Source organism: Gordonia alkaliphila (genome assembly GCF_039542465.1).
In the GTDB taxonomy this organism is placed as follows: domain Bacteria; phylum Actinomycetota; class Actinomycetes; order Mycobacteriales; family Mycobacteriaceae; genus Gordonia; species Gordonia alkaliphila.
In genome coordinates, this window is record NZ_BAABIE010000012.1 from 20,797 (window position 1) to 44,767 (window position 23,971).

At 69.5% G+C, this 23,971-nt stretch carries 22 protein-coding genes; 4 read left to right on the forward strand and 18 right to left on the reverse strand.

Annotation, left to right across the window (positions count from 1 at the left end; all coding sequences use genetic code 11):
- Positions 1 to 47: 47 nt before the first annotated feature.
- The 6 genes from secA to mtrA all read right to left on the reverse strand — a co-directional run bounded on the left by secA (position 48) and on the right by mtrA (position 8,762).
- Entirely contained in the window at positions 48 to 2,822 is a 2,775-nt protein-coding gene (secA, locus tag ABD989_RS12985) for a preprotein translocase subunit SecA (protein ID WP_345313808.1), read from the reverse strand.
- Positions 2,823 to 2,942: 120 nt separating this feature from the next.
- Positions 2,943 to 3,677 carry a ribosome hibernation-promoting factor, HPF/YfiA family gene (gene hpf, locus ABD989_RS12990; protein WP_345313809.1) on the reverse strand — a complete coding sequence of 245 codons (735 nt, stop codon included), beginning with the start codon at positions 3,675 to 3,677 and terminating at the stop codon, positions 2,943 to 2,945.
- Between the two features lie 213 nt (positions 3,678 to 3,890).
- Positions 3,891 to 4,601 carry a ComF family protein gene (locus ABD989_RS12995; RefSeq protein ID WP_425556536.1) on the reverse strand — a complete coding sequence of 237 codons (711 nt, stop codon included), beginning with the start codon at positions 4,599 to 4,601 and terminating at the stop codon, positions 3,891 to 3,893.
- Between the two features lie 98 nt (positions 4,602 to 4,699).
- The gene (locus ABD989_RS13000; protein ID WP_345313810.1) at positions 4,700 to 6,427 is read right to left on the reverse strand and encodes an LpqB family beta-propeller domain-containing protein; all 1,728 of its coding nucleotides are present in this window, start codon (positions 6,425 to 6,427) and stop codon (positions 4,700 to 4,702) included.
- Entirely contained in the window at positions 6,424 to 8,079 is a 1,656-nt protein-coding gene (gene mtrB / locus ABD989_RS13005) for an MtrAB system histidine kinase MtrB (RefSeq protein WP_345313811.1), read from the reverse strand. Before mtrB ends, ABD989_RS13000 begins: the two co-directional genes overlap by 4 nt.
- Positions 8,076 to 8,762: an MtrAB system response regulator MtrA gene (mtrA, locus tag ABD989_RS13010; protein WP_345313812.1), complete on the reverse strand. Its 687-nt coding sequence runs from the start codon at positions 8,760 to 8,762 to the stop codon at positions 8,076 to 8,078. Before mtrA ends, mtrB begins: the two co-directional genes overlap by 4 nt.
- Before the next feature lie 66 nt (positions 8,763 to 8,828).
- On the opposite strand from mtrA, the gene ABD989_RS13015 reads away from it, so the two are divergent.
- Together ABD989_RS13015 and ABD989_RS13020 are read left to right on the forward strand one after the other, a co-directional pair.
- Positions 8,829 to 9,461: a dTMP kinase gene (locus ABD989_RS13015; protein ID WP_345313813.1), complete on the forward strand. Its 633-nt coding sequence runs from the start codon at positions 8,829 to 8,831 to the stop codon at positions 9,459 to 9,461.
- A 92-nt stretch (positions 9,462 to 9,553) separates the two neighbouring features.
- A complete protein-coding gene (locus tag ABD989_RS13020) occupies positions 9,554 to 11,383 on the forward strand; it encodes an alkyl/aryl-sulfatase (protein WP_345313814.1) in 1,830 nt (609 codons plus the stop codon).
- Positions 11,384 to 11,454: 71 nt separating this feature from the next.
- Here ABD989_RS13020 and ahcY read toward each other — a convergent pair whose 3' ends face one another.
- The 11 genes from ahcY to ABD989_RS13075 all read right to left on the reverse strand — a co-directional run bounded on the left by ahcY (position 11,455) and on the right by ABD989_RS13075 (position 20,251).
- Positions 11,455 to 12,930 carry an adenosylhomocysteinase gene (gene ahcY, locus ABD989_RS13025; protein WP_345313815.1) on the reverse strand — a complete coding sequence of 492 codons (1,476 nt, stop codon included), beginning with the start codon at positions 12,928 to 12,930 and terminating at the stop codon, positions 11,455 to 11,457.
- A gap of 45 nt (positions 12,931 to 12,975) precedes the next feature.
- Entirely contained in the window at positions 12,976 to 14,499 is a 1,524-nt protein-coding gene (locus ABD989_RS13030; RefSeq protein ID WP_345313816.1) for an amino acid permease, read from the reverse strand.
- A gap of 21 nt (positions 14,500 to 14,520) precedes the next feature.
- The gene (locus ABD989_RS13035) at positions 14,521 to 14,706 is read right to left on the reverse strand and encodes a MetS family NSS transporter small subunit (RefSeq protein ID WP_246991803.1); all 186 of its coding nucleotides are present in this window, start codon (positions 14,704 to 14,706) and stop codon (positions 14,521 to 14,523) included.
- Positions 14,703 to 16,259, reverse strand: coding sequence for a sodium-dependent transporter (locus ABD989_RS13040; RefSeq protein WP_345313817.1), 1,557 nt, complete (start codon positions 16,257 to 16,259; stop codon positions 14,703 to 14,705). The genes ABD989_RS13035 and ABD989_RS13040 overlap by 4 nt, the downstream gene beginning before the upstream one ends.
- Before the next feature lie 67 nt (positions 16,260 to 16,326).
- Entirely contained in the window at positions 16,327 to 17,262 is a 936-nt protein-coding gene (locus ABD989_RS13045; RefSeq protein ID WP_345313818.1) for a cation diffusion facilitator family transporter, read from the reverse strand.
- 172 nt (positions 17,263 to 17,434) lie between these two features.
- Positions 17,435 to 17,728, reverse strand: a complete 294-nt coding sequence (locus ABD989_RS13050; RefSeq protein ID WP_345313819.1) for a WXG100 family type VII secretion target — start codon at positions 17,726 to 17,728, stop codon at positions 17,435 to 17,437.
- 87 nt (positions 17,729 to 17,815) lie between these two features.
- On the reverse strand, positions 17,816 to 18,130 hold the full coding sequence (locus ABD989_RS13055) for a WXG100 family type VII secretion target (protein ID WP_246991810.1): 315 nt from the start codon (positions 18,128 to 18,130) through the stop codon (positions 17,816 to 17,818).
- Between the two features lie 43 nt (positions 18,131 to 18,173).
- On the reverse strand, positions 18,174 to 19,193 hold the full coding sequence (locus tag ABD989_RS13060; RefSeq protein WP_345313820.1) for a hypothetical protein: 1,020 nt from the start codon (positions 19,191 to 19,193) through the stop codon (positions 18,174 to 18,176).
- Positions 19,190 to 19,492, reverse strand: a complete 303-nt coding sequence (locus ABD989_RS13065; protein WP_345313821.1) for a hypothetical protein — start codon at positions 19,490 to 19,492, stop codon at positions 19,190 to 19,192. Before ABD989_RS13065 ends, ABD989_RS13060 begins: the two co-directional genes overlap by 4 nt.
- A complete protein-coding gene (locus tag ABD989_RS13070) occupies positions 19,485 to 19,955 on the reverse strand; it encodes a YbaB/EbfC family nucleoid-associated protein (RefSeq protein ID WP_345313822.1) in 471 nt (156 codons plus the stop codon). Before ABD989_RS13070 ends, ABD989_RS13065 begins: the two co-directional genes overlap by 8 nt.
- A complete protein-coding gene (locus tag ABD989_RS13075) occupies positions 19,952 to 20,251 on the reverse strand; it encodes a hypothetical protein (protein ID WP_345313823.1) in 300 nt (99 codons plus the stop codon). The genes ABD989_RS13070 and ABD989_RS13075 overlap by 4 nt, the downstream gene beginning before the upstream one ends.
- Positions 20,252 to 20,432: 181 nt before the next feature.
- Here ABD989_RS13075 and ABD989_RS13080 point away from each other — a divergent pair, with 181 nt between their 5' ends.
- Complete coding sequence (locus ABD989_RS13080) at positions 20,433 to 21,554, forward strand: MinD/ParA family ATP-binding protein (RefSeq protein ID WP_425556537.1); 1,122 nt, start codon at positions 20,433 to 20,435, stop codon at positions 21,552 to 21,554.
- A gap of 95 nt (positions 21,555 to 21,649) precedes the next feature.
- Positions 21,650 to 22,657 carry an alpha/beta fold hydrolase gene (locus ABD989_RS13085; RefSeq protein WP_345313824.1) on the forward strand — a complete coding sequence of 336 codons (1,008 nt, stop codon included), beginning with the start codon at positions 21,650 to 21,652 and terminating at the stop codon, positions 22,655 to 22,657.
- Here the strand turns inward: ABD989_RS13085 and ABD989_RS13090 are convergent.
- Positions 22,573 to 23,859, reverse strand: a complete 1,287-nt coding sequence (locus ABD989_RS13090) for an NAD(P)/FAD-dependent oxidoreductase (RefSeq protein ID WP_345313825.1) — start codon at positions 23,857 to 23,859, stop codon at positions 22,573 to 22,575. The two genes, ABD989_RS13085 and ABD989_RS13090, sit on opposite strands and share 85 nt — an antisense overlap.
- Positions 23,860 to 23,971: the final 112 nt, after the last annotated feature.

The following is a 23,971-nucleotide window of genomic DNA, read 5'->3' on the forward strand; positions in this document are numbered from 1 at the left end:
GGAAATCAGTTGCTTCTCCCGCAGCGGGGTGCCTACTTGCGACAGTGCTACTTGCGGCGACGGTTGCGTCGCTCCGCGGCGCGGCGCTCCTTGCGCGAGCCGGTGACCGCCTCGGCCGAACCGGCGTCGGGGTCGAGCACCTCCGACGGGGTGCCGGAGAACAGCTCCTCCACCGCCGAACGGACCTCGGTGGACCCGTCCTCGGCCGGACCGCTGTAGGTGATCTGCGACTCGTCGTCCGCGGCCGCCGCGGCGCCGCCCAGATCGGCGCCGGCCAGCATGTCGCTGACCGAGCTGCCGAGCGCCGGGCCGGGCGCCTGGGCCTGCACCTGCGCGTTGAACAGGAGGGTGACCGTCTCCTCCTTCATGCCTTCGAGCATGCCCATGAACATGTCGTAGCCTTCGCGCTGATACTCCACCACCGGGTCGCGCTGGGCCATCGACCGCAGGTGGATGCCCTCGCGGAGGTAGTCCATCTCGTACAGGTGATCGCGCCACTTGCGGTCGAGCACCATCAGCAGGATCGAGCGTTCGAGCTGGCGCATGGCATCGTCGCCGCCGATCGCGGCCAGTTCGGCCTCGCGTCGGTCGTAGGCGGCCAGGGCGTCCTCGACCACGATCTCGCGCAGCGCCTCGCGATCGAGGTCGTCGCGCTCGCCGTACTCGTTGACCTTGAAGACCTCCGCAGCGTCCAGGGAGATCGGGTACAGGTTGCCCAGCGCCGACCACAGCTCGTCGATGTCCCAGTCCTCGGCGTAGCCCTCGACGGTCGCACCGTCCACGTAGGCGCCGACCACGTCGACGACCATCTGGCGGACCTGCTCGCGGTGATCGTCGCCCTCGAGGATGTCGCGGCGCTCGGCGTAGATCACCTTGCGCTGCTCGTTCATCACTTCGTCGTACTTGAGGACGTTCTTGCGGATCTCGAAGTTCTGCTCTTCGACCTGCGTCTGCGCGCTGCGGATGGCACGGGTGACCATCTTGGCCTCGATCGGCACGTCGTCGGGCAGGTTGAAGCGGGTCATGATGGTGTCCAGCGCCGCAGCGTTGAAGCGACGCATCAGCTCGTCGCCCAGCGACAGGTAGAACCGGGACTCGCCCGGGTCACCCTGACGGCCGGAACGACCGCGCAGCTGGTTGTCGATACGACGCGACTCGTGCCGCTCGGTGCCGAGCACGTACAGACCGCCGGCCTCGACCACCGCAACGGCTTCGTCGGCGGCGGCGGCGCGCGCCACCTCGATGGCCTCGTCCCACGCGGCCTCGTACTCGTCGGGGGTGTTCACCGGATCGAGCCCGGCCTTGCGCAGGCGGCTGTCGGCGATGATCTCCGGGTTGCCGCCGAGCACCACGTCGGTACCGCGACCGGCCATGTTGGTGGCCACCGTGACCGCACCGGTGCGGCCGGCTTCGGCGATGATCTGCGCTTCCTGCGCGTGGTACTTGGCGTTCAGCACGGTGTGCTTGATCTCGCGCTCGCTGAGCAGACGCGACAGGTACTCCGAACGCTCCACGCTGGTGGTGCCGATCAGCGCCGGCTGGCCCTTCTCGTGCCGCTCGGCGATGTCGTCGACGACGGCCGCGAACTTGGCCTCTTCGGTCTTGTAGATCAGGTCCGACTGGTCCGCGCGGATCATCGGCTTGTTGGTGGGGATGGGCACCACGCCGAGCTTGTAGATCTGCTGGAACTCGGCGGCCTCGGTCTCGGCCGTACCGGTCATGCCCGACAGCTTGTCGTACAGGCGGAAGTAGTTCTGCAGGGTGATCTGCGCGAGCGTCTGGTTCTCGGCCTTGATCTCGACGTTCTCTTTGGCCTCGATGGCCTGGTGCAGGCCCTCGTTGAACCGGCGGCCGTCGAGCACGCGGCCGGTGAACTCGTCGACGATCAGCACCTCGCCGTTGCGCACGATGTAGTCCTTGTCCCGGTGGAACAGTTCCTTCACCTTGATCGCATTGTTCAGGTAGCCGACGAGCTGCGAGTTGGCGGGCTCGTAGAGGTTGTCGATGCCGAGGCGGTCTTCGACGAAGGTGACACCGCTCTCGTGCACGCCGATCGTCTTCTTCTTGATGTCCACCTCGTAGTGGACGTCCTTCTCCAGCAGCGGGGCGATGCGCGCGAACTCGCTGTACCACTTGCTCGACGAATCGGCCGGGCCGGAGATGATCAGCGGGGTCCGCGCCTCGTCGACGAGGATCGAGTCCACTTCGTCGACGACGGCGTAGTTGTGGCCGCGCTGCACCAGTTCGTCGAGGCTGTGCGCCATGTTGTCGCGCAGGTAGTCGAAGCCGAACTCGTTGTTGGTGCCGTAGGTGATGTCGGCGCCGTAGGCCACGCGACGCTGATCGGGCGTCATGCCGGTCAGGATCACCGCGGTCTGCAGGCCGAGGAAGCGGTGGACGCGGCCCATCTGCTCGGCGTCGCGCTTGGCGAGGTAGTCGTTCACGGTGACCACGTGCACGCCCTTGCCGCCGAGCGCGTTCAGGTACGCGGGCAGCACACAGGTCAGGGTCTTGCCCTCACCGGTCTTCATCTCGGCGATGTTGCCGAAGTGCAGGGCGGCGCCGCCCATGATCTGGACGTGGAAGTGCTTCTGGTCCAGTACGCGCCAGGACGCCTCGCGGGCGACGGCGAACGCCTCCACCAGCAGGTGGTCGAGGGTCTCGCCCTTCTCCAAGCGCTCCTGGAAGGCCTCGGTCTTCGCGCGCAGTTCATCGTCGCTCAAGGCTTCCATCTCGCCGGAGAGGCCCTCGACCTGGTCGGCGATGGCGTCGAGCCTTTTGACCAGGCGGCCCTCACCCAGGCGCAGCAGCTTGTTCAGCACGGTGTCACAGTCCCCATCGGTCGTGAACGTCAAGAATCCGGTCTGCACTCGTCGTGCAGACCGGATTCCATGGTAGCGGTCCGGACCGGCGTGGCGTTCAGGCCAGCCCGGTTCACAGTGTCAATTCAGGCGGATCAAGCCGTAGTCGAAGGCGTGGCGGCGGTAGACCACCGACGGCTTGTCCGACTCCTTGTCGTGGAACAGGAAGAAGTCGTGACCCACGAGCTCCATCTCGTACAGGGCGTCGTCGACGGTCATCGGCGCGGCGTCGTGATCCTTGATTCGGACCACCTGACCGGGCTCGTAGGCCGTGCCGTCGTCCCAGCGGTCCTCGGCTTCCTCGAGGGTCTCCGGGTTCGGGTCGTCGACCAGCGCGCCGGGCGCCACCGCCTCGGACAGGCTCATCGGCCGACCGGGGCCGGTCTTGCGGATCCGGTTGCGGTTGCGGGCACGACGCAGCCGCTTCTGCAGCTTGTCGATCACCTGCTCGGTGGCCGCGTAGAAGTTCTCACCGCTGGCCTGGGCACGGACCACGGGCCCGTCACCGCGGGCCGTGACCTCCACCACCTGCGCTTGCTTCTGCTGGCGACGGTTCGGCTCGTGGTAGAGCACCACCTCGAAGCGGGTCAACGAAGGATCGAACTTCTCCAGCCGGGCGAGCTTGTCGCCGACGTACACCCGAAAGTGTCCGGGGACCACCACGTTGCGCCCGCTGATCACCACCTCGGCATCCGGCTCGGCGGGTTCGGCGACGGTCGGCACGAAGGCCGGCCGCTCGAACGCCTGGTCCACTTCGGCTGCGGTGGGGGCAGGGCCCTTGGGCTCGCGCTGTCCTTTGCGATGAACAACCGACATCGACATCCTCCTCCGATCGCGCTGCCCGGGATTCGCCATCCCGGGCAGGTGCAATTCGCTAGTCGCGCAAGGGTTTTGCGCGCCATCTGGGTGCAGCGAAACTGCCAGAGATCCAGCAGTGCAACGCCTCGCTGTCACTGTCGACGTTATCCGTTCTGCCTCGGCTTCTCCACATTTCCACGGGAGTGGGAAGCGAACGTGTCGCACGACGCATCAGGCACTCGCCACCACCACCGCCGAGGCCACCGTGATCCCCGCCCCGCGCAGTGCGGCGACGGCCGCCGCGGCGGTCGCTCCGGTGGTGAGGACGTCGTCGATCAGCACGACGGCGACGTCGCGATGCGGCGGTCGCAGGCCGGCCGGACGAGTCCGGGACACGGCGACCGCGCCGTGCAGGTTCGCCATCCGTCGACCCGCGGACAGCCCCGCCGAATCCCGGGTCCACGGCGCGGTGGACAGCAGCGGCACCACCGCGACGTGCGGGCCGAGACGATCGGCCGCCGACCGGGCGATGGCGGTGACCGGGTCGCCGCCGCGACGGCGGGCCGCCACCGCGCGGGTCGGAGCGGGGATCAGCGCCAGGCGCCGCGCGGTCGGCAGCTGCTCCCACTCGGCCAGCCGCAGCAGTCCGTGTGACAGCACCTGTCCCAGCACCGGGATCAGATCACGACGACGGTGTTCCTTGAGCTCGACGACGGCGCGCGCGAGCGGACCGCGGTAGCGACCGGCGGCCCACGCCGCGACGTCGAGCTCCACCCGCGGGGTGAGGGCGATCGGGTCGTCGACGACGGCGCTCGCGCACCGCCGACACCAGGGCGTGCCCGGCCGACCGCAGCCGCCGCACTCCGCGGGGGCCGCCAGGTCCAGTGCCGCCGCCAGCACCTCTCCGGCTCTCGACGCCCCGCCCATCGCTTCCCCGCCCATCGCTTCCCCGCCCATCACTTCCCCGCCCATCACTTCATGGTGCGGAGCCGTCCTCCACGGTGTCTACCGTCGAATCCCCAGGCGGGCCGCTCGGCGGGTCAGCCCGCCTGCACCACCGGAATCGCCCGGGCCGGCGTCTGTCCCGCCGACGTCCAGTACTGATCGGCGCTGCCGGGGGCGGTACCCAGCTCCATCACCGACCGCAGGTCGGCGACGTACACCGTCGACCGGGTGGCCGCGACTGCGCCCACCGGAGGCTTCAGGTTGCCCGAGACCAGCGGCAGCGGGGGCAGCCCGGAGACCCGGCTCCGCAGCACCGGCGTCTCGGTGCCGGTACGGGACAGGTACACGGTGGTGGCGCCGCCCCACGCGATCGACACCACCGGCGTGCTGATCCCGGTCGACGCCGGACTGACGCCGGTCAACGACGGCGCTCCGCGATCGCTCACCGACAGTGCGGCGAACAGGACGCGGCCGTCGACGAGCAGCGCGACGCGCACGCCGTCGGGTGAGACCCGGAACGCCGTGATGCGGCCGGGTGCGACGGCGGTGACCTCACCGAAGTCCAGCGGCACCACCCGGGCGGCCGCGCCGTCGCCGACACTCCACTGGACCGGCCGACCGTCGACCAGGGCGTAACCGGTGTCGGTGAGCGCACCGAAGCTCGGTGAGGTGATCTCGGCGGCGGTCAGCACCTCGGTGACCTCGCCGCCGTACGGGCCCTGCAACAGCACCTGCCGACCGCCGCGGTCGGCGACCGCCGCCACCCGCGTGCGCTTGGCCGAGATCGCCGCCGCCCGCAGGTCGGTGGCGTTGCCGAGCGGGCCGGCGACGGGCACCGAACCCGACGGCGTGACCCGGAACAGCCCGCCGCTCAGCACGTGCAGCGGCTGATCGCCGGTCCCGGGGTCGGGGTCGAAGGCTTCCACGTCGGCGGTGCGCCAGCCGTCGCTGCGCTCGGCGATCAACGGCACCCCGTCGGCGGAGATCAGGTACGTGCCGCGAATCCCCGCGGCCTCGAGCGTCCAGATCAACTGGGCGGCGAGCACCGTGCGCAGGCGGGCGTCCGGATCCACCGAACCGCCCAGGTTCACCACCACGCGGTCGCCCTCCACCACCACCGGTCCGCGCAGTTCCAAATCCTTCTCCGCACCGGTCGCCACCGCGCCGGTCAGGTCGGGAGCGGGACCGGCGAGCAGTCGATTGAGCAGGGCGGTGGGATCGACCGTCAGGCCGTACAACCAGCGGGGGTCGCCGACGAGTCGGGTCGCGGTGCGATCCGGGTAGTACAGCTCGGCGAGCCGGTAGGTGGCGTCGAACTGGGCGCTGTCGGTGATCGTCCCGGCCGGCGGATCGCCGGACACCCGCCACGCGCCGTTCTCCTTGGACAGCGTCAGGGGAATCACCATGTCGCCGGAGGCCTGGGTCAGCCGTCCGATGTCGCTGAGCGTGCCGGTCTTCTCCCCCAGCACGCGCAGGCGCACGGCGCTCTCGCTGCGCTCATCGACCACCACGCGGGTCTCTTTGAGGATCGTCATGGGCCCCTGGTCGTCCCAGCGGTCGGAGGCACCCGGGGTCAGGAAGCGGCGTGCGGCGCGGTGGCCGACGGCCGGCTCGGCCATCGCCTTGAAGAAGTTACGGACCAGCGTCTCCGGGTCGTCGCTGCGCCGCGGTGTGGGCACCAGGTTGGTCGGCAGGGAACGCGTGAAGCCCTCCACCGGTTGCGGCGAGGACGAGTCCGGGATGGCGACGCAGCCGGTCACGGTCACGACCAGCGCGAGCACCAGCATCCAGGAGGCGGCCAGACGGGGCAGCCGAGCGGTCATCGGGTCGACCCTCCGTTCGAACTCGACGCTCCGGAACCGGAGCTCGGGGGCGGTGACACCTGCGGGTTGAGCGGCAGCGGACTGCCCAGCAGTTGGTGTCCGCGCACCAGCGGCACCGTGAGGCGGAAGGTGGAACCGACTCCCGGTTCACCCGCGGCCTCCAACCGGCCCTGATGCAGGCGGGCGTCCTCGATGCTGATCGCCAGGCCCAGACCGGTGCCGCCGGAGCGGCGCACCCGCGACGGATCCGAGCGCCAGAACCGATTGAAGACCAACTTCTCCTCCCCCGGTTTGAGGCCGATGCCCTGGTCCCGCACGGTCACCGCGACCGCGTCGCCGTCGGACCGCATGGTCAACGTGACCGGACGGTGCTCGCCGTGATCGATGGCGTTGGCCAGCAGGTTCCGCAGCACCCGCTCGATGCGACGCGGATCGATCTCCGCGAGCACCGGCTCGCTCGGCAGGTCGATCACCAGCTCGGTGCCGGTGTCGGCGGCCAGCGGTTCGACGGTGGCCAGCGCCGCCTCGATCGGAATCGCCATGTCCATGCGCTCGGCGGCCAGGTCGGCCTGCCCGGCGTCGTGCCGCGAGATCTCCAGCAGTTCGGTCAGCAAGGTCTCGAAGCGGTCCAGTTCCTTGTCCATGAGTTCGACGCTGCGGCGCTGCAGCGGATCGAAGTCCTCACGGCTCTCGTACAGCATGTCGGCGGCCATCCGGACCGTGGTCAACGGCGTCCGCAGTTCGTGGGAGACATCGGAGGTGAACTGGCGCTGCAGCCCGCCGAACTCCTCGAGGTGGGTGATCTGCTTCGAGAGGCTCTCGGCCATGTCGTTGAAGGAGACCGCCAGGCGGGCGAACTCGTCCTCGCCGCGCACCGGCATCCGCTCGGCGAGACGCCCGTCGGCGAAGCGCACGGCGATGCGCGACGCCGAGCGCAGCGGCCCCACCACCTGCCGGGAGACCAGCCAGGCGATCGCCGCGAGCAGTCCGAGGAGCACCACGCCGCCGACCAGCATGGTGTTGCGGACCAGCGAGACGGTCTTCTGCTCCCCGCCCATCGGGAAGACCATGTACAGCTCGAGATCGGAGATGGCGGTCTCCACGGGGGTGCCGACCACCAGCGCGGGCACCGCGGCGTCGCCGCTGCGCACCGACGTGAACTGGTAGGCGACCTGGCCGCGCGCGACCATCTCCTGCAACTGGAGCGAGATGTCGGAGACCGGACCCACCCCGGCCACCGGCGGTTGGCCGGCCGGGCCGGGAACCAGCAGCACGGTGTCGTAGACGCCGCCGGCCGACGGCACCTGCGCGGCATCGGTGTCGGCGTCGGTCAGCAACGACCGGGCGCGCGCCAGCCGGGTCTGCGTCGACGCGCTGGCATCGCTGGAGGTCAGCACGCGCTCCACCAGCAGCCGGGAGCGTTCCAGCTGGTTCAGCGCCACGGCCTGCTTGTCGTCGAGCAGGCGGCCGGTGATCTGACTGATCAGCAGGAAACCCACGCCGAGCAGCACCACGAAACTCAGCGCGAGGGTGGAGACCACCACGCGCAGCTGCAGCGAACGACGCCACAGCGAACCGAACGCGCGGCCGATGCGTGCGGCCGCGCGTTGGATGGCGTGCAGAGTGCGATCGAGTCGCCGTCGATTGATCACGGCGGACCGGCCTTGTAGCCGACCCCCCTCACGGTCAGCACGATCTCAGGATTCTCCGGATCGTTCTCGACCTTCGCGCGTAGACGCTGGACGTGGACGTTGACCAGGCGGGTGTCGGCCGGGTGACGGTAGCCCCAGACCTGCTCCAGCAGCACGTCGCGGGTGAACACCTGACGCGGCTTGCGGGCGAGCGCCACCAGCAGATCGAACTCGAGCGGAGTCAGCGAGATCGGGACGCCGTCGCGCGTGACCTTGTGCGCGGGCACGTCGATCTCCACCGGCCCGATGGCCAGCACCTCGGCCGGCTCGTCGCCGGTGCGACGCAGGCGGGCGCGGATGCGCGCCACCAGCTCCTTGTGCTTGAACGGCTTCACCATGTAGTCGTCGGCGCCCGACTCCAGGCCCAGGACCACGTCGACGGTGTCGGTCTTGGCCGTCAGCATCACGATCGGCACACCCGACTCGGCGCGCACCGCGCGGCAGACGTCGATCCCGTTCATGCCGGGCAGCATCAGGTCCAGCAGCACCAGGTCCGGGCGCAGTTCCCGCACCGCAGGCAGCGCCTCCGAGCCGTCGCCCACCACGTACGGCTCGAAGCCTTCGTTACGCAGGGCGATGGTCAGCATCTCGGCCAGCGAGGCATCGTCGTCGACAACCAGAATCCGCGGCTTCATGGCCACCATCGTGGCACGGGATGCGGGCGAGGTCGCGGACCGGCGCGCCGGGCCGAGCGGGCTACGATTCCCGGCATGGGAATTCTGGTGGCCATCGAAGGTCTGGACGGCGCAGGCAAGAACACCATCGTCGGGAAGTTCCACGAGGCCGCGGCCGGTCGCGCGATGACGATCACCTCCACGTCGTTCCCCAGCTACGGCTCGTCGGTGGAAGCCGACCTGGCCGCCGAAGCCCTGCACGGCGAACACGGCGACCTCAGCGCGAGCGCCTACGCGATGGCGCTGCTGTTCGCCCTCGACCGGCGCCGCTGGTCCCAGTGGCTGCGCCGGGCCTGCGACGAGCACGACCTGGTGCTGTGCGACCGGTACGTGGCCTCCAACGCCGCCTACAGCGCCGCGCGCCTGGACCAGGGCCCCGACGGCGAGGTGGTGCGCTGGGTCGCGGACCTGGAGTTCACCCGCTTCGGGCTCCCCGTCCCCGATCACCAGCTGCTGCTGGGCGTGCCGCCGGAGATCGCGATGGAACGCGCGCAGGGCCGGGCCGACGACGACGCCGGGCGCGCCAAGGACGCCTACGAGCGCGACGCGGACCTGCAGACCCGCGTCTACCGCTCGTACCTGGATCTCGTCGACGCCCACTGGATCTCGCCGTGGACCGTCGCCGACGGCGACGCCGCCGTGCACGCGATCCTCGATCTGGTGCCGTGACGAAAACCCGGTGCGGCCCCGCCGACCCCGCTTAGGGTGAAGAGCGTCGGCTGCGGCTATCCGAGCTGCGGCCACGTCCGGGAGAGGCCCGCATGCCAGAGACGTACCCGTTCGACGACACCCAGGATTTCGCCGACACCCAGCGCGGCTTCCTCGGCACCATCTCGCCCGGCACCATCACGGCCGCCGACGGTCGCGTGGTGTGGGACTGCGACTCCTACGACTTCATCTCCGGCGAGGCGCCGCCGACCGTCCACCCGAGCCTGTGGCGGCAGTCCGAGCTGGTGGCGCGGCACGGCCTGTTCGAGGTGACCGACGGGATCTACCAGGTCCGCGGCTTCGACCTGTCGAACGTCACCTTCGTCGAAGGCGAGCGCGGCGTCATCGTCATCGACCCGCTGATCTCCACCGAGACCGCCGCCGCGGCGCTCGCGCTCTACCGCACCCACCGTGGCGACCGACCGGTGGTGGCCGTCATCTACACGCACAGCCACGTCGACCATTTCGGCGGCGTCAAGGGCGTCACCACGCAGGAGGCGGTCGACGCCGGCGAGGTGGCGATCATCGCGCCGGTCGGCTTCCTGGAACCGGCGATCGAGGAGAACCTGTACGCGGGCGCCGCGATGGCCCGCCGCGCCGGCTACATGTACGGGGCGGCGCTGCCGCGCAACGCCGAGGGCGGCGTGGGCGCCGGTCTGGGGCAGACCACCTCCACCGGCACCGTCACCCTCATCGCACCGACCGTCTCCATCACCGAGACCGGCCAGCAGCTCACCGTCGACGGCGTGCCGATCGTCTTCCAACTAGCCCCGGGTACCGAGGCGCCGGCCGAGATGCACTTCCACTTCCCGGACCGGCGGGCCCTGTGCATCGCCGAGAACGCGACGCACACCCTGCACAACATCCTCACCCTGCGCGGCGCGGTGGTCCGCGACGCGCACATCTGGGCGCACTACCTCACCGAAGCGATCACCCTGTTCGGCGACCAGACCGACGTCGTCTTCGCCTCGCACCACTGGCCCACCTGGGACCACGACCGCGCCGTCGCCTTCCTGGAGATCCAGCGCGACCTGTACGCCTACCTGCACGATCAGACCCTGCGCATGCTCAACCAGGGCTACACGGGCGCCGAGATCGCCGAGCGGATGCAGATGCCGCCGGCGCTGGATCGCGTGTGGAGCACGCACGGCTACTACGGCTCGGTGAGTCACAACGTGAAGGCGATCTACCAGCGCTACATGGGCTGGTACGACGGCAACCCGGCCCGCCTGTGGCAGCACCCGCCGGAGGCCGCCGCCGTTCGCTACGTCGAGTTCATGGGTGGCGCAGACGCCGTGGTCGCCAAGGCCCGCAAGAGTTTCGACGACGGCGATCTGCGCTGGGCGGCGGAGGTGCTCGACCACGTGGTGTTCGCCGAACCCGACCACGCAGATGCCAAGGCACTGCTCGCGGACACGCTGGAGGCGCTCGGTTTCGGCGCCGAGAACGGGACCTGGCGCAGCGCCTACCTGTCCGGCGCGTACGAACTGCGGCACGGCAACTTCGGCACCCCCACGGCCACCGCGTCCGCCGACATGCTCACCAATCTGACCCCGGAGATGTTCTTCACCGGCCTGGCCATCACCATCGACGGCCCGCGCGCCTGGGACCTCGACTTCACAGCCCGCTGGCACTTCCCCGGGCACGACAGCACGCTGTGCACGAGACTGCGCCACGGCGTACTCGTCCAGGCACCGGATCGGCCCGGCGACGTCGCGGTCACGGTGACCGTGCCCGCCGCGGCGCTGCCCGCGCTGGCGAGCGGCGATCTGGCGGCGGCGCACGCGGCCGGGCTCACCGTCGACGGCGATGCGGACGCCCTCGCGCAGCTGTTCGCCGTCGTCGATCCGTCGGACCCGGCCTTCGAGATCGTGCTCCCGTAGCGCCGCTCTACCACCGTGTCGATGCACAACGTCCCCCGGCCGATCGGCCGGGGGACGTTGTGTGAGGTGACTCAGTAGCGGTAGTGCTCCGGCTTGTACGGGCCGTCGACGTCGACGCCGATGTACTCGGCCTGCTCCTTGGTGAGCTTGGTCAGCGAGCCGCCGAGCGCCTCGACGTGGATGCGCGCGACCTTCTCATCGAGGTGCTTGGGCAGGCGGTAGACCTCGTTGTCGTACTCGTCGCTCTTGGTCCACAGCTCGATCTGTGCGATCACCTGGTTCGCGAAGCTGTTGCTCATCACGAACGACGGGTGGCCGGTGGCGTTGCCCAGGTTCAGCAGGCGCCCCTCGGAGAGCACGATGATGCTCTTGCCGTCGGGGAAGACCCACTGGTCCACCTGCGGCTTGATGTTGATGCGGGTCAGACCCTCGGCGCTCTCCAGGCCGGCCATGTCGATCTCGTTGTCGAAGTGGCCGATGTTGCCCAGCACGGCCTGGTTCTTCATCTGCTTCATGTGCTCGAAGGTGATGATGCCCAGGTTGCCGGTGGAGGTGATGACGATGTCGGCGTTGCCGATCGCCTCTTCCACGGTCACCACGTCGTAGCCGTCCATCAGCGCCTGCAGCGCGTTGATCGGGTCGATCTCGGTGACCTGCACGCGGGCGCCCTGCCCGGCCAGGCTCTCCGCGCAGCCCTTGCCGACGTCGCCGTAGCCGCAGACGAGGGCCTTCTTGCCGCCGATCAGCACGTCGGTGCCGCGGTTGATGCCGTCGATCAGCGAGTGGCGGGTGCCGTACTTGTTGTCGAACTTGCTCTTGGTGACCGAGTCGTTGACGTTGATGGCCGGGAAGTCCAGCTCGCCGGCGGCGGCGAACTGGTACAGGCGCAGCACGCCGGTGGTGGTCTCCTCGGTGACGCCCTGCACCGAATCGGCGATGACGGTCCACTTCTGCGGGTCCGCGGCGAGGGTCTGGCGCAGCAGCGCCAGGAACACCTTGTACTCGGCGGGGTGGTCGTCGTCGGTCGGCGGCACCACGCCGGCCTTCTCGAACTCGGCGCCGCGCAGCACCAGCATGGTGGCGTCGCCGCCGTCGTCGAGGATCATGTTGGCGGGCTCGTCGGGCCAGGTGAGCATCTGATCGGCGGCCCACCAGTACTCCTCCAGCGTCTCGCCCTTCCAGGCGAACACCGGGACGCCCGTGGGCTCCTCGACGGTGCCGTACGGGCCGACGACGACGGCCGCGGCCGCGTGGTCCTGGGTGGAGAAGATGTTGCACGACGCCCAGCGCACCTGCGCGCCGAGGTCGACGAGGGTCTCGATGAGCACGGCGGTCTGCACGGTCATGTGCAGCGAACCGGAGATGCGGGCGCCGGCCAGCGGCTTCACGTCGGCATACTCGCGGCGCAGCTCCATCAGGCCCGGCATCTCGTGCTCGGCGAGACGGATCTCCTTGCGGCCGTACTCGGCCAGTGACAGGTCGGCGACCTTGAAGTCGATTCCGTTGACGACGTCGGCCGTCAGTGCGCTGTGGGGCGCGGTGGTCATAAGTTCCCTCTCGGTCAAACACGTACTGGCATGCGGCCTACCACGTTAGCTGGTCAGTCGCTGGGCAGCCGCAGCCTGCTCGGCCCGCGCCCGTTCCGCGTAGACCGAACGGTGGTACCCGTAGCTGAAGTAGACGATCAGACCCAGCGCCATCCAGACCAGGAAACGCAGCCAGGTCTCCACCGACAGGTTGATCATCAGCCACAGGCAGGCCAGCACCGACAGGATCGGGATCAGCGGCATCAGCGGCACGCGGAAGCCGCGCGGCAGATCGGGACGGGTGCGGCGCAGCACCATCACGCCGATGCTGACCAGGATGAAGGCGAACAGGGTGCCGATGTTGACCATCTCTTCGAGGGTGCCCATCGGGAAGAAGGCCGCGAGAATGCCCGAGCTGACGCCGACCAGCACGGTGAACCGGGCCGGGGTGCCGCGGCGGCTGGTCTTGGCGAGTCCGCGCGGCAGCAGGCCGTCCCGTGCCATGGCGAAACCGACGCGGGCCTGGCCGAGCAGCATCACCATCACCACGGTGGTCAGACCGGCGAGCGCGCCCAGGTTGATGATCCATTCCACCCAGGTCACCTGGTGGGCGTTGAAGGCGGTGGTCAGCGTCGAGCCGATCACCTCTCCGGTGCTCGGATCCACCTTGTCGGCCAGGTCGGTGTACGGCACCATGCCGGTGACCACCAGCGTCACCGCCACGTACAGGACGGTCACGATGCCGAGCGAGGCCAGGATGCCGCGGGGCAGCGCCTTCTGCGGGTTCTTGGTCTCCTCGGCGGTGGTGGCGACGATGTCGAAGCCCAGGAAGGCGAAGAAGACCAGCGACGCCGCCGCGAGCAGGCCGTACCAGCCGAAGTTGCTGCCCTCGGCGCCGGTCACCGCCGACAGCAGGCTCTGCGTCCACACGCTGCCACCGGTGTCGGACTGCGGCACCGCCTCCGGGATGTACGGGGTGTAGTTCTTGGTGTCGATGTAGAAGGCGCCGGCGATGATCACCAGCAGGACCACCGCCACCTTGAGCGCGGTGATGATCACCGACACGCGCGAGGACAGTTTGGTGCCCAGCGCCAGCAACGTGGTGAGCACCGCGATCAGCAGCGCCGCACCCCAGTTGAACTCGACCGCACCGAACAGGTGCACGGTGGCCGGGGTCCCCATGATGTTGCCGAGGTACGCCGACCAGCCGAGCGAGACCACCGAGGCCGCCAGCGCGAGCTCCAGGAACAGGTCCCAGCCGATGATCCACGCCGCGAATTCACCGAAGGCCGCGAACGAGAAGGTGTAGGCGCTACCGGCCACCGGGACGGTCGACGCGAACTCGGCGTAGCAGAGTGCGGCCAAGCCGCAGGCCACGGCGGCGATGACGAAGGCCAGCGACACCGAGGGACCGGCGACGTTGCCCGCGGTGCGCGCGGTCAGCGTGAAGATGCCGGCACCGACCACCACGGCGACACCGAAGACGGTGAGGTCCCAGGCGGTCAGCTCCCGTCGGAGTTTAGTGCCCGGTTCGTCGGTATCGGCGATCGACTGTTCTACGGACTTGACCCGTTTGAACGGATTGTCCACGGCCTGCCTTCCTCGGTGCGATCAGGTGTCGCGCGTGGGATGCGCTTCCTGCTGCTGCCGCGCCTCGTCGACGACGTCGTCGGGCAGTGGCGGCAGCGTCGACGGATCCACTTCGGCGCGGGCTCGAAGATAGCTGATGCTGCCGATGAGGCCTCCCCAGACCAGCAGAATCGCGACGATGAGGAGAGTGATAGCGGGTCCGGTCATCGCTTCTGTCCTTCCAGGAATTCGTCCGAGGGCCAGGCTTGGAAGTCCTTGTCGTCACGCCCGCCCCAACTGGCCACCGTGAACAAGATTGCGCCGACCACGGCCAGGCCGACGGTGCCCCAGCCGAACACGTTGAGGTACCAGTCCGGGTAGCCCTCGTAGCCGTCGCTGATCAGGTCGATCACCTTCTGCACCAGCATCACGGTGAGGAAGATCGGCCCGACGATGCCGATCAGCACCAGCCACCAGCGCCCGAGTTTGAAGGTCGAGATGGCATTCAGGTGACGGCGCAGCAGGTCGCCCTTGCGGGCCACCCAGACCACCGAGACCGTCATCACGATCGCGGACAGCACCACGCCGACGTTGTTGGCGTACTGGTCGACGGTGTCCAGCGTCCACAGACCGGTGGTGGTGGCGAACAGCGAGAACGAGACCACCGCGCTGACCACGCCCACGGTGACCGCCGCGGTGCGCTGCGAGAGGCCGAACTTCTCCTGCACGGCGATCGAGACGCCGACCACCAGCGACACCAGCGAGGTGAAGCCGGCGATCACGAGCGAGCCGAAGAACAGCACGCCGAACAGGACGCTGCCGGGCATCTCGGAGATCACCGCGGGGAACGTCACGAACGAGAGGATGGGGCCGGTCAGCCCCTCCAACTCGCCCACGCCGACGCCCTGCTGGTTGGCGAGGAAGCCCAGCGCCGAGAAGACACCGATACCGGCGAGGATCTCGAACGAGGAGTTCGCGAACCCGACCACCAGGCCGGAGCTGGTCATGTTGGCCCGGCGCCGCTGGAAGGACGAGTAGGCGATCATGATGCCGAAGGCGATGGACATGGAGAAGAAGATCTGGCTGTACGCGGCGATCCACACGTTGAGGTCGGTCAGCGCACCCCAGTCCGGGGTGAACAGTGCGTTCAGACCGTCGGTGGCGCCCGGCAGGGTCACCGCGCGGATCACCAGTGCGCCGAAGCCGAGGATCAGCAGCGGGATGCCGATGACGTTGACCTTCTCCACGCCGTTGGCGATGCCGAGCGCCAGGATCACGATGATCAGCACCCACACGGCGGCGAGCGGCCACGCGACCCCGGCGACCAGGTCGGTGGAGACACCGGCTTCGTCGGTGGCGTGCAGGTAATCGCTGAGGAAGAAGGCCGTGGTGTCGCTGCCCCACTTGTTCCCGAAGGAGAAGTAGAAGTAGCTCAGTGCCCAGGCGATCACCGCGGCGTAATAGACCGAGATGATGAACAGCAGCATGGTCTGGAACCAGCCGATCACCTCCGCGCGCTTGGTGAGGCGACGCAGAGCCAGCGGAGCCGCACCGCGGAAGCGCTGGCCGATCGAGTAGTCCAGGAACAGGATCGGCAGACCCGCGGTGACCAGGGCGATCAGGTAGGGAATCAGAAAAGCGCCGCCGCCGCTGTCATAGGCGACGCCGGGAAAGCGCCAGATGTTGCCGAGGCCGACGGCGGAGCCGATGGCCGCGAGGATGAACCCCCGGTTGGAAGTCCAGGTCTGCCGCTGCGCGCCGCTGTTCGCGGTTTCCGTCATCGGGCACCTCTCTCGTTCGCGATTTTCCTGACGTTAGCGCACCTGTGCGCTGCGTGCCCCCCGGTCGTCACCGGCCGGTGTCACAGAGGGATGCGCGATCGATGTCCGGCTCCAGGTAGATCAGCCGTGCGTGCGGTACCGCCGCCCGCACGCGCGACTCCGCGTTGTCGATGGCCGCGGCGACCTGCGCGGCGTCCGAACCGGGCGCGATGGCGATCTTGGCCGCCAGCAGCAACTCCTCCGGGCCGAGGTACTGGGTCTTCATGTGGATGACGCGCTCCACGCCGTCGCCGGGCAGCGCCTGCGCCAGCGCCAGCTCTTCGGCTTCGGTGGCGCCCTCGCCGATCAGCAGGCTCTTCATCTCGACCATCAGGACCACGGCGATCAAACCGAGCAGCACGCCGATGCAGACGGTGCCGATGCCGTCCCAGATCGCGTCGCCGGTGGCCATGGTCAGGCCGACACCGCCGAGCGCGAGCACCAGACCGATCAGTGCGCCGGTGTCCTCGAGGAGCACGACGGGCAGTTCGGGGCTGCGCGAGTTGCGAATGAAGCTCCACCACGACGCGTCGCCCTTGAGCGGCTTGGATTCCTTGTAGGCGGTGAAGAAGCTGTAGCACTCGAGCGCGATCGCGACCAGCAGGATCACGACGGCCACGATCGGCGAGTCGAGGCCGTGGTCGTCGGCGTGCTTGATCTTCTGGTAGCCCTCGTACAGCGCGAACAGCGAGCCGAGTGAGAACAGGACCAGCGCCACCACGAACGAGTAGAAGTAGCGGGCGCGGCCGTAGCCGAACGGATGCAGTTGGTCGGCGTCCTTACGGGCGCGGTTCTGACCGAACAGCAGCAGACCCTGGTTGGACGTGTCGGCGACAGAGTGGACGCCTTCGGCCAACATCGACGACGAGCCGGTGATCGCGAAACCGGTGAACTTGGCGATGGCGATTCCGCCGTTGGCCAACAACGCGGCCACGATCGCGCGCTTCGAGCCCTCTGTCGACACGCTGGTCTCCACTTCTCCGCTCACCCGAACGGACGACAACAGTTGTTCCGGACACATCGGAGCAGTCCGGGGAAGTGTCAGCGTAATCGGCGCACGCGCACGGCACCCGGCGGATCGGGCCGTACGGCCCGATCCGCCGGATATCACCGAATTCTCGGCGCCCGTGTTCCGGTCAGGTGGCGAAGGACTTGCCGACCCGCTGATCGGTCTCCTGCATCCGCGTGCTCGCCTTGCTGACGCCCGACCCGAGGCCGTCCAACCGCAGGCGGGCGTCGGCGAACAGACGGTCCCAGTCGGCCTGCGCGCCCCGGTACGCGGCCGCGCCCCCGGAGTGCCAGTTGGCTTCCAGCGCCTGCACCTGCCGCTTGAGTTGCCCGGACAGCTCCTCGAGCCGTCCGAACTGTGCCTTCAAGTCTGCGGCGAGGGTCCCCAGGCCCTCGAAGTTGTAGCGAATCGTCGCTCCCATGATGTGCTCCCCCGTCAGTTCCCGTGTTGGTGATGGTGTGTGGATGTTCGTGTGCTGTTGCTCGTGTGCTGCCGGTCGTCGCGGGGCTCAGAGATTCAGGCCGGCCGAGCCGACGATCTGCTTGCCCGCGTCCGCGTCGGAGTCGTCGTAACCGAGGAAACCGGTGGTCAGTTTGCTCTCGATCGCGTTGAGCGCCTGCTCCAGGCGCACCGCGGTGGTGTGCCAGTCGGTATGGGTGGTGTCGAAGGATTTCGCGGCCGCGCCGTTCCAGTCGCCCAGTCCGCTGGCCGCGGAGGCCTTGATCCGACCGATCACGCCCCGCATGTCACCCACGATCCCCTTGATCGTGGAGGTGGCGGCCTGACCGGCCACCACGTCCAGATTCAATCCGTTGCCGTACATGTGCTTGCTCCTCTTCTCGGTGCCGGATCACCTCGGGATCCGGTCAAAGGTTGTCGTCGGATGTCACCGGGCAGTCCCAGCCGGGTGTCGACGGGGTCGCCTCGGCCCCGGCCACCGGTTCACCGCTGACCGGCCGCTCGGCCAACGCCGGTTCCGGAGCGGCCGGGACGTCGACGACGCCCACCGGCCGGACCGTGGGCGCGGCGCCGGAGGTCGGCGTCGCCGACGGCGTGGCCCCGGCCGGGGCGGCGCCGACAGCGGGCGGTGTTCCCGCGGTCGGCAGAACCGGCGTGGTGGGCGACGGTGCGCCGAGCACGCGCGGGGTGCCCGTGGGTGTCGGCGCAGCCTGCGTCGGTGGCGGGGCCGCCAGGTTCCCGACGAGTTGCAGACCCGACGACACCAGGGGCAGCGCCGCCTGCAGCAGTCCGGTCACGGTGTCGGCGGTGATCGGCGGCGGTGTCACCGGGACCGGCGCGCCGTCGACGGCCACTTTGGCGGTCGGGACGGCGAGCTGCGCGCGGGTCGCCGCGATCACCGCCAGGCCCTCGGTCACGCCCTCGGCGGCGAAGCCCAGCGCCGCCGCCTGCCCGGGCGGGGTCATGATGGCCGGCATGGTGGCGGCGATCAGACCCGCGGTCTTGGCGATCACGCCCTGCAGCGCCGCCAGGCCGGTGCCCACCACGGCGAGTCCGCCCTGCAGGTCGGCTGCCATCGCCGCCCCTTGCGCGGCCAGCGCGCCGGCGTTGCCCGCGGCGAGCGCCGTCTTCGCCGCGGCGCCCGCCGCGCCGTCGCCCGCCCACAACCCGCTGAGCGCCTCGATCGCGGCGCTCGCCGCCCCGACGCCGGTCTGCAACGTCTGCGCGAGACCGTTCAGCATGGCCGTCGGATCCCCCGGTCCGGTGGGCAGCACGCCCGTCCCGAACGCACTGAGCAGACCGTGCAGCGGGGTCAGCAGAGCCAGCGGATCGAGCAGCTGCGCGGGCGTCAGGTCGAGCACGTCGAGCAGCCCGGTGGGCGCCAACAGGTCGCCGATGGTCTCGGTGCCCGTTCCGGTCGGACTCATGACGCGCCGATTCCGGCGCCGCCCGCCGCATCGGCTGCCTGCACGGCGGCCAGACCGGCGGTAGCCGCGGCGGCGGTCGCCGACTGCACGGCGGCCAGCGACCCGACCGCGGCGAGGTGGTTCGCCTGCGCCACGGCGAAGGCGGCCAGAAACTCCTGGCCGATCACGCCGAACGCCCCGGCCAGCACCGCCGACGCGCCCGCATCGGCCACGCCGGCCGCCGCGGTGGCCGCGCCCAAGGCGGCGCTGGCGGCGGCGAACGATTCCACGGCTCCGGCCGCGACCGTCATCTCACTCATCGTTGCTCCTGACTGCTGAAGACCGCTCCCGCACCACGGTGGGCTGACAATTGGACGTTGCCGGGACCGCTCCGGTTCCCTCCGCGCCCGGCGTGTCGGCGAACTCCACCGAGGTGTCGTCGAACTGCTCGGTGAACGCGGCGAGGATCGCCTCGCGTGCCGCGCACAACTCGAGGTCGGCCGCGGCGGCGGCTTCGGTGATCAGTCGACCCAACCGTTCGGCGTCGCCCTGCGCCGCACCCGGGGCCAGGTGCAGGTCGGCCAGCCCGCCGCCCGCGTCCAAGCGCACCGTGACCCGTCCGTCGTCGACCGAGGCGGTCGACGACAACGCGGTGAGATCGCCGCGCACCTGCTCCAACACCGCGAGCTGCGCCGCGGCCCGCGCCGTGATCCGATCCATCGCCCCCGCTCCCGTGTCCCCGGCCATCTCAGTGTCCCCGGCCACCTCGACGTCCGCGTTCACCGCGCACCGCACCAGCGGTCGGCGTCGACCTCCAGGCGGAGCAGCCCGGCCCGGTCGGGCAGCCCGAGCGCGTCGAGCACCTCCCACGGGGTGCCGGTCTCGGCCAGTTCCAGGCGTCGCCGATGGGCGCCGGCGCCGCGCGCGAGGGCGCACAGCGCCACCACCCGCGCGGCGACCACGTCCAGGTTCGCCGACAGTTGAGCGGGCGCGATGCGGACCCGCACGGGCAGTCCTTCTTCGGTGGTGGTCACGGCCAGGCCGCCGCAGGGCGACGCCGCCTCATGGAGTTGGTTCATGGTGGTTTAGACGCAGCGGCAGCCGTTTCGGTTCCCTCGACATGCCGATCGACGCGATGTCGATCAGGGCGCTGACCAGCGGCCCGTCGCACTTGGACGTTGCGGCGGCGAGTCCGGTTCCATCGCTGTGTTCTCGGGCGTGGCGCGCCCGGGACCGGCGTAGCGTTCGCCACTTCGGGACATCGCCCGATCACCGGAGGGGGAAATCATGACCGAGACGCCTGCGACGCTGCCGCCGTGGCTCACCGACCACCAGCCACCACCGCCGCCGCCACCACCGCAGGCAACGCCGCTGCAGGCGACGCCGCCGCCCCCGTCACCCCCGTTGCCACCGGCACCGTCGCCCGGGTACGCGCGCGGTCCCGCCCTCGATCAGGTGGCCCTGCTGCGCAAGGCACGACGGCCACCCGCCGGCGGCTGGCGGCGCGCCGTGCACAGCCTGACCGGCGGCGCGGTGAACCCGGGCCAGTCGGCCGCCGAACTGGAGTACCAGGAACTGCTCGAACGGGTACGACGGCCGGTCCGCGGCGACTACCGGATCGCGGTACTGTCCCTCAAGGGCGGCGTCGGCAAGACCACCACCGCTGTCGGACTGGGGTCCACCTTCGCGTCCCTGCGCGGGGATCGGGTGATCGCCGTCGACGCCAACCCGGACCTGGGCACGCTGGCCCAACGCATTCCGCTGCAGACCGACTCCACGGTGCGCGACCTGCTGGCCGATCCGGCGATCCACCGCTACTCGGACGTGCGCGCCCACACCTCGCAGGCGCCGAGCCGCCTGGAAGTACTGGCCTCCGAGCGCGATCCGGCCGCGGCCGAGGCCTTCAGCGAGGACGAGTACCGCGGTGTGATGGCCGTCCTGCAGCGCTACTACAACATCGTGCTCACTGACTGCGGGACCGGGTTGTCGCATTCCGCAATGCGCGGCGTGCTCGATCTCGCCGACGCGGTGATCCTGGTCAGCTCGCCCGCGCTCGACGGCGCCCGCAGCGCCGGGGCCACCCTGGACTGGCTGGCCGGTCACGGTTTCGGGCACCTGATCTCCCGAGCGGTGGTGGTGCTCAGCTCGGCGCGGCCCGGGTCGTCGTCCATCGACGTGGACCAGCTGACGCAGCACTTCCTGACGCGCTGCCGAGCCGTGCAGACCATCGCGTTCGACGACCATCTGGCCGAGGGCGCGGCGATCGACCTGGACCTGCTGGGCCGTCGCACGCGGCGCGGCTTCGTCGAGTTGGCCGCCGTCATCGCGGACGATTTCGGCGGCACCACCCTGCGGCGACAGCCCCCGTTCCTACCGGAATGAGGCCCTCCGAGTGGGCATAGCCCGGCGAACGGGGGTTGAATAGGAGGTGTACATCCGGCGTGCGCGCCGGAGCGCCACCGCATTGGGAGACCTGTATGACAGCACGAATCGAATATCGGACGATCCACGGCTACCGCCGGGCTTTCCGGATCGCCGGCGAGGGACCGGCCATCCTGCTGATTCACGGCATCGGTGACAACTCGTCGACGTTCGACGAGATCATCGACGAGTTGGCCCAGAACCACACGGTGATCGCACCGGACCTGCTCGGCCACGGACTGTCGGAGAAGCCGCAGGCCGACTACTCGGTGGCCGCGTTCGCCAACGGCATGCGCGACCTGCTGGTGGTGCTCGGGATCACCCGGGTCACCGTCGTCGGGCATTCCCTGGGCGGCGGCGTGGCCATGCAGTTCTGCTACCAGTTCCCGCGATTCGTGCAGCGTCTGGTGCTGGTGGCTGCGGGCGGCGTCACCACCGATGTGAACCCGGTGCTGCGCCTGGCCTCGGTGCCCGGTGTGCCGCTGCTGCTGCGGGGTCTGCGGCTGCCCGGCGTGGCCCCGCTGGTGCGCGGCACGGCGCGGTCACTGGCGCGAATCGACGACCTGCCCGCGTTGCCCGAACGCCTCACCCCGCGCGCGCTGATCACCGATCACCAGGATCTGCTGCGCATCGTCGACGAGCTCACCGACCCGCACGCGCACGCCGCGTTCACGCGGACCCTGCGCGCCGTCGTGGACTGGCGCGGTCAGACGGTGACCATGCTCGATCGCGCCTACCTCACCGAACGACTGCCGCTGCTCGTGGTGTGGGGCAGCAAGGACACGGTGATCCCGGTCCATCACGCCGCCCTGACCGGCGCCGCCATCCCGCACGCGCAGGTGGAGATCTTCGACGGCGCCGGGCACTTCCCGTTCCGCGACGACCCGCGACGCTTCGTCGACCTCGTCCTGAACTTCATCGCCACCACCGAGCCGATCGAGTTCGACCCGGCCAACTGGCACGCGCTGATGTCGGCCGGTCAGCGACTCGACGAGATGGTGGGCGACGACGACTTGCTCGGCGCGATCTTCGAAGCCTTGGAAACCGAGCGCAGCGTCAGCTGATCGAAGCCGGGCCGATCGCTGCCGGCGAACGACCGGAACCAGGACACCACCGCCGCCACCCGATTGCGGAAGCCCACCAGGTAGAACAGGTGCACGCCGAGCCAGGTGAGCCAGCCGAGGAAGCCGGTCAGTTTGACGCCGAACGGGGCGTCGACCACGGCGTTGTGCCGGTTCACGACGGCCATCGAGCCCTTGTCGAGGTACCGGAAGGCGGTGCCGGTGACGGTCTTGCCGCGGATCATGTCGGCCGCGTGCCGACCCTGCTGCATGGCCACCGGGCTCTGACCCGGGTAACCGCGCAGGCTGGTCATGTCGCCGATGGCGAAGACGTCGGCCCGTCCGCCGACGGTGAGGTCGGGGTTGATGAGCAATCGGCCAGCGCGATCGGTGTCGCAGCCAGTGGCCTCGGCGATCACGGCCGCCAGCGGCGTGGCCTTCACGCCCGCCGACCAGACGACGGTGCGCGAGGTGATCTGCTGCTCGCCGTCGGCGCCGGAGACGGTCACCACGTCGTCGGCGATGTCGGTGACGAAGGCATTGGTCAGCACCTGGATGCCCGCCTCCTCCAGGGTCACGCGGGCGAAGTCCGAGAGACGGCCGCCGTAGACCGGCAGCAAGTCGCCCGCCCCCTCCACCAAGTACACGGTGGCGGGCACCTCGGTGTAGAACCGGTCGTGCAGTTCGCGGATCTGCCCGGCGATCTCCACGCCGGTCGCGCCGCCGCCGACCACCACGAAGGTGTGTGCGGCCTGGTCGTTGAGCGGGGCGTGCACACAGTCGTACAGGTGGGCGCGCAGCGTGGTCGCGTCGTCGAGCGACTTGAGCGAGAACGTGCGATCGGCCCACTCGTCGTGGCCGAAGTAGCCCTGCGCGGCGCCGGCCGCGACGATCAGCTTCTTGTAGCCGATCTGCTGCGGACCGTCGGCCGTCTCATAGGTGAGCACCTGCGCCTGGGCGTCGAGGGCGGTCACATAACCCTGGACGACGTCGATCGTCTCGTAGTCGGAGAGGACGTCGGCGATCGGCGGGGCGATCTCCGCGGGGTCGAGGACGCCGGTGGCGACCTGGTACAGCAGCGGTTGGAACAGGTGCTCGGGGGTCGCCGAGATCAGCGTGGTCGGCACCTTCGACTTGGCCAATTGCTTGGCGGCAGACAGCCCACCGAAACCCGAACCGATCACAACGACGTCGGTGCTCCGCACAGTCCACTCCTCCAGTTCGACGACCGATGGAACCACTCTGTCCAATAGCAGGACGACTTCACAAGGACTACAACCACGGGATATAGAATTGCACCTATCTGTTCTGTTTATA

Excerpts from the sequence above, each read along its gene's own strand:
- hpf (WP_345313809.1), bottom strand. The coding sequence starts at position 3,677 with ATGTCGGTTGTTCATCGCAAAGGACAGCGCGAGCCCAAGGGCCCTGCC.
- ABD989_RS12995 (WP_425556536.1), bottom strand. The coding sequence starts at position 4,601 with ATGGGCGGGGAAGCGATGGGCGGGGCGTCGAGAGCCGGAGAGGTGCTG.
- ABD989_RS13000 (WP_345313810.1), bottom strand. The coding sequence starts at position 6,427 with ATGACCGCTCGGCTGCCCCGTCTGGCCGCCTCCTGGATGCTGGTGCTC.
- mtrA (WP_345313812.1), bottom strand. The coding sequence starts at position 8,762 with ATGGTGGCCATGAAGCCGCGGATTCTGGTTGTCGACGACGATGCCTCG.
- ABD989_RS13015 (WP_345313813.1), top strand. The coding sequence starts at position 8,829 with ATGGGAATTCTGGTGGCCATCGAAGGTCTGGACGGCGCAGGCAAGAAC.
- ABD989_RS13020 (WP_345313814.1), top strand. The coding sequence starts at position 9,554 with ATGCCAGAGACGTACCCGTTCGACGACACCCAGGATTTCGCCGACACC.
- ahcY (WP_345313815.1), bottom strand. The coding sequence starts at position 12,930 with ATGACCACCGCGCCCCACAGCGCACTGACGGCCGACGTCGTCAACGGA.
- ABD989_RS13035 (WP_246991803.1), bottom strand. The coding sequence starts at position 14,706 with ATGACCGGACCCGCTATCACTCTCCTCATCGTCGCGATTCTGCTGGTC.
- ABD989_RS13040 (WP_345313817.1), bottom strand. The coding sequence starts at position 16,259 with ATGACGGAAACCGCGAACAGCGGCGCGCAGCGGCAGACCTGGACTTCC.
- ABD989_RS13050 (WP_345313819.1), bottom strand. The coding sequence starts at position 17,728 with ATGGGAGCGACGATTCGCTACAACTTCGAGGGCCTGGGGACCCTCGCC.
- ABD989_RS13055 (WP_246991810.1), bottom strand. The coding sequence starts at position 18,130 with ATGTACGGCAACGGATTGAATCTGGACGTGGTGGCCGGTCAGGCCGCC.
- ABD989_RS13060 (WP_345313820.1), bottom strand. The coding sequence starts at position 19,193 with ATGAGTCCGACCGGAACGGGCACCGAGACCATCGGCGACCTGTTGGCG.
- ABD989_RS13065 (WP_345313821.1), bottom strand. The coding sequence starts at position 19,492 with ATGAGTGAGATGACGGTCGCGGCCGGAGCCGTGGAATCGTTCGCCGCC.
- ABD989_RS13075 (WP_345313823.1), bottom strand. The coding sequence starts at position 20,251 with ATGAACCAACTCCATGAGGCGGCGTCGCCCTGCGGCGGCCTGGCCGTG.
- ABD989_RS13085 (WP_345313824.1), top strand. The coding sequence starts at position 21,650 with ATGACAGCACGAATCGAATATCGGACGATCCACGGCTACCGCCGGGCT.